The organism is Paenarthrobacter sp. AT5, assembly GCF_032764245.1.
Classification (GTDB): domain Bacteria; phylum Actinomycetota; class Actinomycetes; order Actinomycetales; family Micrococcaceae; genus Arthrobacter; species Arthrobacter ureafaciens.
Map to the genome: position 1 here is coordinate 1,213,337 of NZ_CP136441.1, position 14,020 is coordinate 1,227,356.

Consider the following 14,020-nt stretch of genomic DNA (forward strand, 5'->3'; position numbering starts at 1 on the left):
TGATTGGATCCGGCACGCTGTGGCCGGTTGATGATTAACGACGACGGCGCCGCTCACCTGGAGGTGGGCGGCGCCGTTCTTCGCTGTGTTCCTTGGGGAACCGTGGATCAGATCTTGCGGGACAGGATGGCCTGCTTGACCTCGGCGATGGCCTTGGTCACCTGGATGCCGCGGGGGCATGCCTCGGAGCAGTTGAAGGTGGTGCGGCAGCGCCACACGCCTTCCTTGTCGTTGAGGATCTCCAAGCGCATGTCGCCGGCGTCATCACGGGAATCGAAGATGAAGCGGTGTGCGTTGACGATTGCTGCCGGACCAAAGTACTGGCCGTCGGTCCAGAAGACCGGGCAGGACGAGGTGCAGGCGGCGCAGAGGATGCACTTGGTGGTGTCGTCGAAGCGCTCACGGTCTTCAACGGTCTGCAGGCGTTCCTTGGTGGGTTCGTGGCCCTTGTTGATGAGGAACGGCATGACTTCGCGGTAGGACTGGAAGAAGGGTTCCATGTCCACGATCAGGTCCTTCTCCACGGGAAGGCCCTTGATCGGTTCCACGATGATGGGCTTGGACGTGTCCAGGTCCTTCAGCAGGGTCTTGCAGGCCAGGCGGTTACGGCCGTTGATGCGCATGGCATCGGATCCGCAAACACCGTGGGCGCAGGAGCGGCGGAAGGAAAGGCTTCCGTCGATGTCCCACTTGACCTTGTGCAGGGCATCCAGGACGCGGTCCGTGCCGTACATGGTCAGCTTGTACTCGTCCCAGCGGGCTTCGTCCGAAATCTCGGGGTCGAAGCGGCGCACCTTCAAGGTGATGTGGAACGTGGGGATCTCACCCTCGCCGGCAACGCTTGCGGGCAGCTCGATCTTGGAAGCGGGTTCCGCCATTTCGGTGGTCATTAGTACTTACGCTCCATTGGCTCGTAACGGGTGAAGACAACGGGCTTGGTCTCAAGACGGATGCCCGCAACGGACTCGGCAGACGAGTCGGCGGTGACGGTGTTGTCCAGGTAAGCCATGGAGTGCTTCATGAACTTCTCGTCGTCGCGGTCCGGGAAGTCCTCGCGGTAGTGGCCGCCACGGGATTCCTCACGGTGCAGGGCACCGACAGTCATGACCTTGGCCATGTCGAGCAGGAAACCAAGTTCAACGGCTTCCAGGAGGTCCAGGTTGAAGCGCTTGCCCTTGTCCTGAACGGTGACGTTCTTGTACCGCTCCTCGAAGGAGGCGATGTCGCGGAGGACCTGCTCCAGGGATTCCTTTGTGCGGAACACCTGCATGTTGGCATCCATGGTGTCCTGCAGTTCCTTGCGGATCTGGGCCACACGCTCGGTACCGGTGCCGCTGAGCAGGCTGTCCAGGATTCCGCGGGTCATTGCTTCCGGGTTCTCCGGGAGTTCAACAAAGTCCGCGGTCTTGGAGTACTCCGCGGCCGCAATGCCTGCACGCTTGCCGAACACGTTGATGTCCAGGAGCGAGTTGGTGCCAAGGCGGTTGGAGCCGTGGACCGAAACACAGGCCACTTCGCCGGCGGCGTACAGGCCGGGAACAGTGGTGTCGTTGTCCTGCAGGACCTCGGTGGTGATGTTCGTGGGGATGCCGCCCATGGCGTAGTGGGCCGTGGGGAACACCGGCACGGGATCCGTGAACGGTTCCACACCAAGGTAGGTGCGGGCGAACTCGGTAATGTCCGGCAGCTTCGCTTCGATGTGCGCGGGCTCAAGGTGCGTCAGGTCAAGGAGGACGTAGTCCTTGTTCGGGCCGCAGCCGCGGCCTTCACGGACTTCGTTGGCCATGGCGCGGGCCACGATGTCGCGGGGCGCAAGGTCCTTGATGGTGGGGGCGTAACGCTCCATGAAGCGCTCACCCTCGGAGTTACGCAGGATGGCACCCTCACCGCGGGCACCTTCGGTGAGGAGGATGCCCAAGCCGGCGAGGCCGGTCGGGTGGAACTGGAAGAACTCCATGTCTTCCAGGGGGATACCGCGGCGGAATGCGATGCCCATGCCGTCACCGGTCAGGGTGTGTGCGTTGGACGTGGTCTTGAAGACCTTGCCCGCGCCGCCGGAGGCGAACACCACGGACTTGGCCTGGAAGACGTGCAGCTCACCGGAAGCGAGATCGTAGGAGACGACGCCGGCAACGCGCTTCTGCTTGTAGGGCGTGCCGTCTTCGCGAACGGCATCTTCCTCAACCAGCAGCAGGTCAAGGACGTAGTACTCGTTGTAGAACTCAACGTTGTGCTTGACGCAGTTTTGGTACAGCGTCTGCAGGATCATGTGGCCCGTACGGTCTGCTGCGTAGCAGGCGCGGCGGACAGGAGCCTTGCCGTGGTCGCGGGTGTGGCCACCGAAGCGGCGCTGGTCGATCCGGCCTTCGGGCGTGCGGTTGAAGGGCAGGCCCATCTTTTCCAGGTCCAGCACGGCGTCGATGGCTTCCTTGGCCATGACCTCGGCTGCGTCCTGGTCAACCAGGTAGTCGCCACCCTTGATGGTGTCGAAGGTGTGCCACTCCCAGTTGTCTTCCTCGACGTTGGCCAGTGCTGCACACATGCCACCCTGGGCTGCACCTGTGTGCGAGCGGGTGGGGTAGAGCTTGGTCAGTACCGCGGTGCGTGCACGCTGACCGGATTCGATCGCGGCGCGCATGCCGGCGCCACCTGCACCGACAATAACGACGTCGTACTTATGGACCTGCATACCAGATGCTCTCTCTTTCAAAAATTCAGATGGTCGGCGGAGTCTGTTCCGCTGGTCGGGTGGCCGGTTGGAACCGGCCCGCCGGAACCGCTACGGTGCCGGGCAGAATCCACCCGGCAGCTGGACACCGTCGACTACGGGGCACGGGTCGAAGGTGAAGATCACCAGGGTGCCGAGGATGACGATGACGAACGTGGCGGCATACAGGACACCCTTGAGCCAGAAGCGCGTGGAGTCCTTTTCCGCGTAGTCGTTGATGATGGTGCGGACGCCGTTGGTGCCGTGGAGCATCGCGAGCCAGAGCATGGCGAGATCCCAGAACTGCCAGAACGGATCGGCCCACTTGCCGGCCACGAAGCCGAAGTCGATGGCATGGATGCCTTCGCCCACCAGCAGGTTCACGAAGAGGTGACCGAAGATGAGGACCACCAGCACGACGCCGGACAGGCGCATGAAGAGCCATGCGATCATCTCGAAGTTGCCGCGGCTGGAGCCGGAGCGGTTGTACTTGGGGGCGATCTTGCCCGAACGCGGGGCCTGGATAGTAGTCATGGCTTAGTGGCCTCCCAGCGCGAGGGAAAGGTGGCGGATAGCGAAACCTGCGAACGTAACCAGCCACAGTGCAAGTACGACCCACAGCATTTGGCGCTGGTACTTTGCGCCCTTCTTCCAGAAGTCGATGGCGATCACGCGCAGGCCGTTGAAGGCGTGGAAGATGATCGCAGCGACCAGGCCCGTTTCACCCAGGGCCATGAGGGGGTTCTTGTAAGCGCCAATGACGGCGGTGTAGGCCTCCGGGGACACACGCACCAATGAGGTGTCCAGCACGTGGACCAACAAGAAGAAAAAGATCACTACACCGGTAATACGGTGTCCAACCCAGGACCACATGCCTTCACGGCCGCGGTACAAGGTGCCAGCTGGTTTTGTCGGCACTGAATAAACCTTCCTGCAACACAGCGGCGCTGGCATGGGATCCACGCGGGGGGAACGCCTGCTGCGAGAGCACTCGTAGCTCACGCCTAAATCTAGGCTTCGCTCACAGCTTATTCAATTCAGGATCGGCTGCATTGCTTGGCCGTCCGGCGTTTCCTGCCTGTATTTCCGCCGATTTTTGGACAACATGAGACGAAAGCCACATCTGCGTCGTGCCCGGGTGCAAGGCACCGTGTCGGATAAAGTGTTGAGGTGAGTACAGAAGACGCGACAATTCCGGAATCGCCATTGGACCGCTTTCATGCGGTAATTCCAGCCGGCGGTGTGGGGACCCGGCTGTGGCCGCTTTCGCGGGCCGCCGCGCCCAAATTCCTCCATGACCTGACCGGATCCGGCAGCACGTTGCTGAGGTCCACGTACGACCGCCTGGAGCCGTTGGCCGGTGAGCGGGTCCTCGTGGTGACCGGCGAAGCCCACCGTACAGCCGTGTGCCGCCAACTCCCCGAGGTAGGGGATGACGAGCTCGTGCTGGAAAGCGAGCCCAAGGATTCCGGTGCCGCGATCGGCCTTGCCGCCGCCATCCTGCACCGCCGCGATCCGGAGACCATCATGGGCTCCTTTGCCGCGGACCAGGTGATCAGCCCTGACGACCTCTTCCAGGACACCGTGCGCGAAGCGATCTTCACGGCCGCAACGGGCAAGATCGTGACCATCGGCATCAAGCCGACCCACCCTTCCACCGGCTTCGGGTATATCCGCTCCGGAAAAGCCCTGAAGGTGGACGGCGCTCCGAACGCATTGGCCGTAGCCGAGTTCGTGGAGAAGCCCAGCGAAGACGTCGCCCGCAAATACGTGGAAGCAGGGGACTACGTCTGGAACGCGGGCATGTTCGTTGCACCAGTAGCCCTCATGCTCAAGCACCTCGAAGCCAACCAGCCCGAACTCTTCGCAGGCGTCCAGGAGATCGCGGAGGCTTGGGATACACCGCGCCGGGCGGAAGTCACGTCCCGTGTGTGGCCAACCCTGCCCAAGATCGCCATCGACTACGCCGTTGCTGAGCCGGCAGCGGCAGCCGGGGATGTCGCCGTCGTGCCCGGTACCTTCCGGTGGGACGACGTCGGCGACTTCGCCGCGATTGGCCGCCTCAACAACGCGGGCGACGTCGACGAAGTGACCGTCCTCGGTGAAGGGGCACGCGTTTTCGCGGAGAATGCCAGCGGCGTGGTGGTTACCGACACCAAGCGGGTGATCGCCCTCATCGGCATCAAGGACGTGGTCATCGTGGACACGCCGGACGCGCTGTTGGTGACCACCAAGGAGCACGCCCAGCGGGTCAAGGGCGCAGTGGATGCGCTCAAGGCCAGCGGAGATACCGACGTCCTCTAGGTCCGATTCCCGGGGTTTGAACCCCGTACCGGAAGCCACCCTTGGTTGCCTGCGAGTGAACGCAGCGTAACCAAGAGGTGGCTTTCGGTCTTCGGGGGCCGTGGATGGCTAGAGTTGTTTCGTGCGCAATTACACGACTGAAACCGAGCCAACACCCGTCGTGAGTCCTTGGGTGGATGAGCTCCTGCCCGGACTCATCGAATTCAGGCGTGACCTCCACGCGCACCCGGAACTGTCCTTCAAGGAATTCCGCACCACGGACAAGCTCGTCGAGCGGCTGGAGGCCGCAGGCCTGAAACCCCGCCGGCTCGAGGGCACGGGGTTGACCGTGGACGTGGGGGAGGGGCCCATCGCAACGGCCCTGCGCGGCGACATCGACGCCCTGCCGATCATCGAGGAGACGGGGCTTCCGTTCGCCTCCAAGAACCATGGCGTGACGCATGCCTGCGGGCACGATGTCCACACCACCACCATGCTGGGCATCGCGTTGGTCCTGCAGCGCATGCACAAGAACACCCCGCTGGGCGGATCGGTGCGCATCATCTTCCAGCCTGCCGAGGAAACCATGCCGGGCGGGGCGTTATCCTGTATTGAGCAAGGCGTCCTGGAGGGCGTGCCGAGGATCCTCGCGCTGCACTGTGATCCGCGCATCAACGTGGGGCAGATCGGTACCCGCATCGGTGCCATTACCTCGGCGTCGGACACCATCAAGATCGAGCTGACGGGTCGCGGCGGCCACACTTCGCGCCCGCACCTGACCGAAGACCTGGTCTTCGCCCTGGCCCAAATTGCGGTCAACGTCCCCGCGGTCCTGTCGCGCCGCGTCGACGTCCGCAGCGGCGTGTCCGTGGTGTGGGGCCAAATCTCGGCAGGCTCCGCCCCGAACGCCATTCCGGGTACCGGCTACATGGCCGGGACCATGCGGTGCCTGGACCGCGATGCCTGGCACGACGCCGGCGAGCTGCTGGACGAAGTGGTCAAGCAGGTTGCCGCCCCTTACGGAGTTGACGTCCATTTGGAGCACACCCGCGGCGTCCCGCCCGTAGTGAACTCCGAACACGAGACGGCGCTGATCGAGGCCGCTGCACGTGCAGAGCTTGGCGAGAGCGCCGTGGTCCTGACCCCGCAATCCATGGGTGGCGAGGATTTCGCCTGGTTCCTGGCGGACCTGCCGGGCGCCATGATGCGCCTCGGCACGCATACTCCGGGCGGCGAAGTGTATGACCTTCACCGTGGCGATTTCATCGTCGACGAACGGGCGTTGGGCTACGCGATCCGCGTCCTGAGCGCGGCCGCCTTGCGGACCATCCGCGACCAGCAGCAATAGACCCAACTGGGTAGCAGTAGTGCGCGTTTTGAACGCTGAAAACGCGCACTAACGCGACCCAGTTGGGTGAAGTGTGGGAGATTGAGTTGTGCACAACTTAATTGTAGACTATCGTTTTCAGCATGAGTGATGCACCCCGGCTCCGTCATCAGGTTTGCTTTGCGCTGTACTCGGCGTCCAAGGCTGCGACGGCGGTCTACCGCCCTGTGTTGGATGAAATGGGGCTGACCTATCCGCAATACCTCGTGATGCTGGTGCTGTGGGAAAACGATCCCCGCAGCGTGCGCGAACTTGGCGCCGAGCTCGGGCTGGATTCGGGCACGCTGTCGCCGCTGCTGAAGCGGCTCGAAGCCCTGGGGCTCGTCGAACGGCGCAGATCGTCCGAGGACGAGCGCCGGGTGGACGTGGTGCTGACCGACGCCGGCACCAAGCTCAGCGAACGGGCCGGGGATGTGCCACGAAGGCTGGCGGACGCGGCGGGGCTCACGCCTGCAGAAATCGGGCAGCTGCACGCCACCCTGGGCAAGCTCACCGCCGCATTGCAGAAATCGCTCTGAATTTTCCTCGCAAGAAAAGATTTGCCACAACCAGAAAGGCAGACACCCATGAAGACCCTCTACACAGCCGAGGCGCTGGCCTCGGGAGAAGGCCGCGACGGCAATGCCCGCACCAAGGACGGCAAGCTTGATGTCACCCTCGCCAGCCCCGTCGAACTGGGCGGAAACGGACAGGGAACCAACCCTGAACAACTATTCGCTGCAGGCTACGCCGCTTGCTTCCACTCGGCCCTGCGCTTGGTAGGACGCAAGGAACGCGCCGACCTCACTGATTCGGCGGTGGCGGCCAGGATCCACATCGGCCCCCTCGCCGAGGGAGACGGGTTCGGGCTCGCCGCTGAACTCGAGATCGCACTTCCTGCGCTGGACCGGGCCACGGCGGAAGAACTCATGGCCAAGGCCCACCAGGTCTGCCCGTACTCGAATGCCACGCGCGGCAACATGGCGGTCGACCTCAAGCTCGTGGAGTTCGCCGCATGAGCACTTCCACAAGCGCTCCTGTGCAGACCCGGGAAATCCACCTTGCATCCCGTCCGGAGGGCCGGCCCGCTCCGGAGAACTTCCGGATGGTCCATTCAGACCTGCCCGAACTCAAGGACGGGCAGATTTTGGTGGAGAACCGGTTCATGTCGGTGGATCCGTACATGCGCGGCAGGATGAATGACCGGAAATCCTACTCGGCCCCCTTCCGCCTTGATGCAGCGCTCGACGGCGGTGCGGTCGGTGAGGTGATCGCGTCCAGGTCGGGCGCGCACAAGGTGGGTGACGTCGTCGTGCATCAACTGGGTTGGCGCGAGCATGCGGTGGTGGACGGCTCGGCCGCCAGCACGGTGCCTGCCGGCCTGGCGCCTGACTCGGCGTTCCTTGGTGCTTTGGGCATGACGGGCCTCACCGCCTATGCGGGGTTGCTCAAGGTGGCCGAATTCAAGGAAGGCGACGTCGTTTTTGTCTCCGGTGCTGCCGGGGCCGTTGGCTCCATGGTGGGGCAGATCGCCAAGGCGATGGGCGCCGGCAAGGTGATCGGCAGCGCGGGATCGCCGGAGAAGGTGGCGCGGCTGCTGGAATTGGGCTTCGACGCGGCTTTCAACTACAACGACGCTCCCGTGGTGGATCAGTTGCGCGACGCGGCGGGGGAGCGCGGTATCGATGTGTACTTCGACAACGTGGGCGGCGACCATCTGGAAGCGGCCCTGGAAATGTTGAACGTCGGTGGCCGGGTTGCCATGTGCGGGGCCATTGCCCAGTACAACTCAACCGAGCCGCCTGCCGCACCGCGGAACCTGGCCGTTGCCATCGGCAGGCAGCTGACGCTCCGGGGTTTCCTTGTTGGGGGACAGCGCGCACACGCGGCGGAGTTCCGGGAAAAGATGGCGGCATGGCTGGCGGACGGCACTGTCCGCTACGACGAGACAATCGTGGACGGCCTGGAAAATGCGGCCGGGGCATTCATCGATTTGCTCGAGGGTGCGAACACCGGGAAGATGCTCGTCCGCCTGTGACTTGCGGGGCGCCCTACTGCTTGGTAACAAAAAGTCAACGATCTGTGCCGCAGGCTGCTTTTGTGCTACCTCCATGTGTTTTTCGCCACTAGTCTGGTTGCATCAGTGCGCTTCGGCGCAGTGCTGCGAAGCATCAGTGAAAACAGAATTTCTGCCCCGGGGTTTTGGAAACGGACACTCATTGACCACCAGTCGTAGCGCCAAACACTTTCTTCCTGGAGGAACATTGAAGAAACCACTGCGTGCCACCCTGAAGCGCGGTTCGATGGCCGGAGTCGCCACCATGAGCGCGGCAGCGCTCCTGCTCAGTGGCTGTGGACAGGCACCCGATGCCGGTTCCAGCACCAACGCCGCCAGCGACTACACGGGCTGCATTGTCTCCGACTCCGGTGGCTTCGATGACCAGTCCTTCAACCAGTCTTCCTTCGAGGGCCTCAAGAAGGCAGAGAAGGATCTGGGGATCACCACGAAGTCGGCCGAGTCCAAGGCCAACAGCGACTTCGAGACCAACCTCAACGGCATGATCTCGGCCGGCTGCAACCTGACCGTCACGGTCGGCTTCCTCCTGGGCGACGCCACCAAGGCTGCTGCGGAGAAGAACACGGACAAGCACTTCGCGATCATCGACTTCGCTTACGAAACGCCGATCGCCAACGTCAAGCCCGTTGTCTACGACACCGCGCAGGCTGCATACCTGGCCGGCTACGCGGCCGCTGCCACGACCAAGACCGGCAAGGTGGGCACCTTCGGCGGCATCAAGCTCCCCACGGTCACCATCTTCATGGACGGTTTCTATGACGGCGTCCAGGCCTACAACAAGGCCAAGGGCAAGTCCGTACAGGTGGTGGGCTGGGACAAGGCTACCCAGGACGGCTCCTTCACGGGTGACTTCGAGAAGCAGGACACCGGCAAGCAGATCACCATCAACCTCCTGGACCAGGGCGCGGACATCGTGATGCCCGTTGCAGGTCCGGTTGGCAAGGGTGCAGGCGCTGCCCTGAAGGAAGCAAAGGCTGCCGGCAAGGACGTCAAGCTCATTTGGGTCGACTCCGACGGCTACCTCACCGCTCCGGAGTACAAGGACCTCATGCTGACCTCCGTGGTCAAGCAGATGGGTGAAGCCGTGGAGTCCGTGGTGAAGGATGACAAGGACGGCAAGTTCAGCAACGAAGCCTACGTTGGCACGCTGGAGAACGACGGCGTCGCCCTCGCACCGTTCCACGACCTTGACTCCGTAGTTTCGGCCGAAACCAAGTCCGAACTCGACGCCCTCAAGGCAGACATCATTTCGGGCAAGCTGGTTGTTGAATCGGCGGCCAGCCCGAAGAAGTAACAACTCTCGAACAAGCCGCCAGTACCGGGCCCCGGTACTGGCGGCACGTTTTTGCCCTGACTACGCTGCTGCCTACAGGTAGTGAGCAATACAGCCGTCCCTCGGACTCACAGAACGGTGGGAGTTGTGAAACTCGAATTGAAGGGGATCTCGAAGGCATTCGGGAGCTTCTACGCCAACCAAGACATCGACCTTGTGGTCGAATCCGGACAGATCCATTGCCTCCTCGGCGAGAATGGTGCCGGAAAATCAACCCTCATGAACGTGTTGTATGGACTCTATGAGCCTACGGCCGGACAAATCCTCGTTGACGACCAACCGGTAGCTTTCCGGGGACCGGGGGACGCCATGGCTGCAGGGATCGGCATGGTGCACCAGCACTTCATGCTCGTCCCGGTGTTCACCGTCGCGGAGAACGTTGCGCTCGGCGCGGAGCCAACGTCCGTAGGCGGCGTCCTCAGCATGGACGAAACCCGCCGGAAGATCCGCGATATCTCCGAAAAGTACGGCTTCGACGTCGATCCCGATGCTTTGGTGGAAGACCTCCCGGTTGGGGTCCAGCAGCGCGTGGAAATCATCAAGGCGCTGGTCCGGGAGGCGAAGGTGCTGATCCTGGATGAGCCCACCGCCGTGCTCACGCCGCAGGAAACCGATGAGCTCCTGGACATCATGAGGCAGCTTAAGGCCGGCGGAACATCGATCGTGTTCATCTCGCACAAGCTGCGTGAGGTCAAGGCTGTCTCGGACGTCATCACCGTGGTCCGCCGTGGAAAAGTAGTCGGCGATGCCCCGCCGACTGCTTCTGCGGCAGAGCTTGCGTCCATGATGGTTGGCCGGCCTGTCAGCCTGAGTCTGCATAAAGCCGTGGCCCAACCGAAGGAGACCACTTTCAAGGTGGAGAACCTGACGGTGCGGGCGCCAAACGGCACCAACATCGTGGACGGAATCAGCTTCGACATCGCCCAAGGCGAGATCCTTGCGATCGCAGGTGTCCAGGGCAATGGCCAGACCGAGCTGACCGAAGCGATCCTTGGTGTCCAGGAACACGTGACCGGATCGGTCACCCTCGACGGAAAGCAGTTGCTGGGACTGCCGGTGAAAGACGTCCTGCGTTCCGGCGTCGGCTTCGTTCCGGAGGACCGCACCGTAGATGGCCTGGTGGGTCCGTTCTCCGTGGCCGAGAATCTGGTGCTGGACCTTTACGACCAAGCTCCCTTTGCCCGCGGCGTCAGCATGAACCCGGGCAAAGTGGCCGAGAACGCCAAGGCCAAGATCGAGGAGTTCGATATCCGCACCCCGTCCGCGGGCGCTGCGGCAGGGACGTTGTCGGGCGGCAACCAACAAAAGGTTGTTATGGCCCGTGAGTTGTCCCGCCCCCTGCGGCTCTTCATTGCAAGCCAACCCACCCGCGGCGTGGACGTCGGTTCCATCGAATTCCTGCATAAGCGAATCGTCGCGGAGAGGGATGTGGGAACGCCGGTGATGATCGTCTCCACGGAACTCGACGAAGTCATGGAGCTCGCAGACCGCATTGCGGTGATTTACAAAGGCAAGCTCGTGGGCATCGTTCCCTCGGGTACATCCCGCGACACCCTCGGCCTGATGATGGCCGGCGTCAGCCCGGAAGGGGGCTCCGATGACACCCAGTGAACCGACCGGCAACCCTGGCGATCAGAAGAAGAATGAACCGGCCGCGGAAGCGGCACGGCAGGAATCCACCACCGATGTCCAGGCCGCCGACGTCGCGCTGGACACTGCGGGCGGCACCCTGGAACCGTCCATTGTTCCGGTGTCCTCCCAGAGCGGAGACGTCGGACACCAGCAAGGCAGCCTGTTCCGCCGGATCGTCATGGGGAATGGATTCGTTTCCGTCCTGGCCGTCCTTGTTGCCTTAATCCTCGGCGGCCTGTTGATCGCCAGCACCGACGACAGAGTCGCCAGGACCGCAGGGTACTTCTTTGCCCGCCCCACCGACTTCCTTTCGGCGCTCTGGGGCGCCATGACCAAGAGCTACGTTGCCCTCTTCCAAGGAGCGGTTTTCAACCCCCGGCAGGGCCTCATGCCCTTGCTGGAGACCATGACCGTAGCCACCCCGCTGATCTGCGCCGGCCTGGGCGTGGCCCTGGCTTTCCGGGCAGGTTTGTTCAATATCGGTGCCCAGGGCCAAATCATCATCAGCGCCACCCTGGCCGCCTATGTCGGCTTCGCCTGGGACCTTCCCTTCGGCTTGCACCTGCTGGTGGTCATCATTATGGGGGTCCTGGGTGGAGCGGTCTGGGGAGGCGTTGTGGGCCTCCTCAAGGCCAGGACGGGCGCCCACGAGGTCATTGTGACCATCATGTTGAACTACGTGGCCCTGTTCCTGCTCGACTTCCTCCTGAACACCGCGGCGTTCCGGCGTCCGGGGGACAACAGCCCCATTTCGCCCCGGCTGGATGAATCGGCTACCTACCCCGTGCTCATACCCGGCTCGCGGCTGCACCTGGGCTTCCTGGTGGCCGTTGCGCTGACGGCAGGTGTCTGGTGGATGCTCAACCGTTCCACCATTGGTTTCGAATTCCGTGCTGTCGGCGCAAATCCCGCTGCTGCCCGCACGGCCGGGGTCAAGGTTCCGCGGGCCACCATCCTCGTCATGGCGTTCGCCGGAGCCCTCGCAGCCTTCGGCGGCGTGGCGCAGGTAGCCGGTACCGAGAAGGTCCTGACCGGCGGGGTCGCGGCACAGATTGGCTTCGACTCCATCACCGTGGCCCTGCTGGGGCGCAGTACACCGTGGGGCACGTTCTTTGCCGGCCTCCTGTTCGGCGCATTCCGCGCGGGAGCCGTGCAGATGCAGATCCAGACGGGAACACCCATCGACATAGTTTTGGTGGTGCAGTCGCTGATCGTCCTGTTTATCGCAGCCCCGCCGCTCATCAAGTCCATCTTCCGGTTGGACAGCACCAAGAAGAAGAAAAAGGTAGCCCGGAAGGCCGCCCTCGCCAACGCCACCGGAGGTGCCAAATGAGCGCAACAGCAACCGCCCCCCGGGCCGGAGCTCCGTCCCTTCCGGGCTTCCGCCCCTCGTTGAAAGTCCCTGTTTCCCTCAGCGTCCTGGCCCTTGTTGCACTGGTCTTCTTCGGATTGCTGGGCTCCGGGCAAACGGCCGAGATGAAGGTCAGCGATCCCGGCGACGCGGTCCAGATCCCTGCGCTGATGATTCCCGGCCAGGCCGGCGGCATTGTGCTGGCCGTTTTGCTCCTGGCCATGGCCGCCTACTCGATCTACCTCTGGACGCGCGGAGAACGTTCACCGAAGTGGTTGCCCATTGCTTTCGCCGTGGTCTTCGTCTTTGCCGTGCTCGTGTGGATTGTGGCCGGCGCCCGGCAACCGTCCATCTCGTTGGCCGGCCTGGTGGCAGGCTCGGTGACGCTGGCGGTTCCCCTCGTCTTCGGGTCCCTGTCCGGTGTGCTCTGTGAGCGGGTAGGCGTGGTCAACATCGCCATTGAGGGCCAGCTGCTGGGCGGGGCTTTCACCGCTGCCCTCGTGGCCACCGTGACCGGCAGCCCCTACGTCGGGCTGCTCGCCGCTGCTGCCGCGGGCGCCGCCGTCTCCATGGTGCTGGCGGTCTTCAGCATCAAGTACCTCGTGAACCAGATCATTGTGGGCGTGGTCCTGAACGTGCTGGTATCAGGCCTCACCGGCTTCCTGTTCGGCACGGTCATGGCACCGAACAAAGAGCAGTTCAACACCCCGGGCCGCCTGGACATCCTGCCGATCCCGCTGCTCTCGGATATCCCCATCATCGGGCCGGTTCTTTTTGAGCAGTCCGTGGCCGGCTACCTGATGTACATCGCAGTGGCTGTTGTGTGGTTCGGTTTGTTCAAGACGCGGTGGGGCCTCCGGGTCCGGGCCGTTGGTGAGCACCCGCAGGCCGCCGACACCCTGGGCATCAATGTAAACGCCACCCGCTTCTGGAACGTCACCCTGGGCGGGGCCATCGCAGGCATCGGCGGAGCGGTGTTTACGTTGGTGACCATCGACTCCTTCACCAAGGACATCTCCGGAGGCCGCGGCTTCATTGCCCTGGCTGCGCTCATTTTCGGCCGCTGGAACCCGATCGGCGCTTTCCTGGCATCCTTGCTGTTCGGTTTCGCCTACAACCTGCAGTCGATTCTGGGCATTATTGGTACTCCGGTGCCCAGCCAGTTCATGGCCATGCTGCCGTACCTGGTGACCATCTTCGCCGTCGCCGGTTTGGTGGGCAGGTCCAGGCCGCCCGCGGCCAGCGGCATACCGTACGTGAAGGGGTGACGT

General features: G+C 63.2%; 13 protein-coding genes. 9 read left to right on the forward strand and 4 right to left on the reverse strand.

The genetic code is table 11. The features are described 5' to 3' along the window. Window positions 1-107: 107 nt before the first annotated feature. The 4 genes from RI444_RS05665 to sdhC all read right to left on the reverse strand — a co-directional run bounded on the left by RI444_RS05665 (window position 108) and on the right by sdhC (window position 3,580). Window positions 108-890 (reverse strand): succinate dehydrogenase iron-sulfur subunit, encoded by a 783-nt coding sequence (locus tag RI444_RS05665; protein ID WP_021471547.1) that lies wholly within the window; start codon window positions 888-890, stop codon window positions 108-110. After that, a complete protein-coding gene (sdhA, locus tag RI444_RS05670; RefSeq protein WP_021471546.1) occupies window positions 890-2,689 on the reverse strand; it encodes a succinate dehydrogenase flavoprotein subunit in 1,800 nt (599 codons plus the stop codon). Before sdhA ends, RI444_RS05665 begins: the two co-directional genes overlap by 1 nt. Before the next feature lie 90 nt (window positions 2,690-2,779). Beyond that, window positions 2,780-3,241 (reverse strand): succinate dehydrogenase hydrophobic membrane anchor subunit, encoded by a 462-nt coding sequence (locus tag RI444_RS05675; RefSeq protein ID WP_021471545.1) that lies wholly within the window; start codon window positions 3,239-3,241, stop codon window positions 2,780-2,782. 3 nt (window positions 3,242-3,244) lie between these two features. Beyond that, complete coding sequence (gene sdhC, locus RI444_RS05680) at window positions 3,245-3,580, reverse strand: succinate dehydrogenase, cytochrome b556 subunit (RefSeq protein ID WP_026267095.1); 336 nt, start codon at window positions 3,578-3,580, stop codon at window positions 3,245-3,247. Window positions 3,581-3,877: 297 nt separating this feature from the next. Here sdhC and RI444_RS05685 point away from each other — a divergent pair, with 297 nt between their 5' ends. From RI444_RS05685 to RI444_RS05725, 9 genes are all read left to right on the forward strand, one after another. Continuing rightward, window positions 3,878-5,011 (forward strand): mannose-1-phosphate guanylyltransferase, encoded by a 1,134-nt coding sequence (locus RI444_RS05685; RefSeq protein WP_062095670.1) that lies wholly within the window; start codon window positions 3,878-3,880, stop codon window positions 5,009-5,011. A 121-nt stretch (window positions 5,012-5,132) separates the two neighbouring features. Next, entirely contained in the window at window positions 5,133-6,338 is a 1,206-nt protein-coding gene (locus RI444_RS05690) for an amidohydrolase (protein WP_031216244.1), read from the forward strand. A gap of 122 nt (window positions 6,339-6,460) precedes the next feature. After that, a complete protein-coding gene (locus RI444_RS05695) occupies window positions 6,461-6,895 on the forward strand; it encodes a MarR family winged helix-turn-helix transcriptional regulator (RefSeq protein ID WP_031216243.1) in 435 nt (144 codons plus the stop codon). Between the two features lie 48 nt (window positions 6,896-6,943). Further along, window positions 6,944-7,375, forward strand: a complete 432-nt coding sequence (locus RI444_RS05700) for an organic hydroperoxide resistance protein (protein ID WP_021471540.1) — start codon at window positions 6,944-6,946, stop codon at window positions 7,373-7,375. Further along, the gene (locus RI444_RS05705; protein WP_207604979.1) at window positions 7,372-8,394 is read left to right on the forward strand and encodes an NADP-dependent oxidoreductase; all 1,023 of its coding nucleotides are present in this window, start codon (window positions 7,372-7,374) and stop codon (window positions 8,392-8,394) included. Before RI444_RS05700 ends, RI444_RS05705 begins: the two co-directional genes overlap by 4 nt. Before the next feature lie 265 nt (window positions 8,395-8,659). After that, complete coding sequence (locus RI444_RS05710; protein WP_071416761.1) at window positions 8,660-9,727, forward strand: BMP family protein; 1,068 nt, start codon at window positions 8,660-8,662, stop codon at window positions 9,725-9,727. 126 nt (window positions 9,728-9,853) lie between these two features. After that, complete coding sequence (locus RI444_RS05715) at window positions 9,854-11,377, forward strand: ABC transporter ATP-binding protein (protein ID WP_021471537.1); 1,524 nt, start codon at window positions 9,854-9,856, stop codon at window positions 11,375-11,377. Continuing rightward, window positions 11,364-12,731, forward strand: coding sequence for an ABC transporter permease (locus RI444_RS05720; RefSeq protein ID WP_207604978.1), 1,368 nt, complete (start codon window positions 11,364-11,366; stop codon window positions 12,729-12,731). The genes RI444_RS05715 and RI444_RS05720 overlap by 14 nt, the downstream gene beginning before the upstream one ends. Further along, window positions 12,728-14,017, forward strand: coding sequence for an ABC transporter permease (locus RI444_RS05725; RefSeq protein ID WP_207604977.1), 1,290 nt, complete (start codon window positions 12,728-12,730; stop codon window positions 14,015-14,017). Before RI444_RS05720 ends, RI444_RS05725 begins: the two co-directional genes overlap by 4 nt. Window positions 14,018-14,020 lie beyond the last annotated feature (3 nt).

What these genes read in the sequence shown, in the direction of transcription:
- RI444_RS05665 (WP_021471547.1), bottom strand. Translation starts at nt 890, where the DNA reads ATGACCACCGAAATGGCGGAACCCGCTTCCAAGATCGAGCTGCCCGCA.
- sdhA (WP_021471546.1), bottom strand. Translation starts at nt 2,689, where the DNA reads ATGCAGGTCCATAAGTACGACGTCGTTATTGTCGGTGCAGGTGGCGCC.
- RI444_RS05675 (WP_021471545.1), bottom strand. Translation starts at nt 3,241, where the DNA reads ATGACTACTATCCAGGCCCCGCGTTCGGGCAAGATCGCCCCCAAGTAC.
- sdhC (WP_026267095.1), bottom strand. Translation starts at nt 3,580, where the DNA reads ATGTGGTCCTGGGTTGGACACCGTATTACCGGTGTAGTGATCTTTTTC.
- RI444_RS05695 (WP_031216243.1), top strand. Translation starts at nt 6,461, where the DNA reads ATGAGTGATGCACCCCGGCTCCGTCATCAGGTTTGCTTTGCGCTGTAC.
- RI444_RS05700 (WP_021471540.1), top strand. Translation starts at nt 6,944, where the DNA reads ATGAAGACCCTCTACACAGCCGAGGCGCTGGCCTCGGGAGAAGGCCGC.
- RI444_RS05705 (WP_207604979.1), top strand. Translation starts at nt 7,372, where the DNA reads ATGAGCACTTCCACAAGCGCTCCTGTGCAGACCCGGGAAATCCACCTT.
- RI444_RS05710 (WP_071416761.1), top strand. Translation starts at nt 8,660, where the DNA reads ATGGCCGGAGTCGCCACCATGAGCGCGGCAGCGCTCCTGCTCAGTGGC.
- RI444_RS05720 (WP_207604978.1), top strand. Translation starts at nt 11,364, where the DNA reads ATGACACCCAGTGAACCGACCGGCAACCCTGGCGATCAGAAGAAGAAT.
- RI444_RS05725 (WP_207604977.1), top strand. Translation starts at nt 12,728, where the DNA reads ATGAGCGCAACAGCAACCGCCCCCCGGGCCGGAGCTCCGTCCCTTCCG.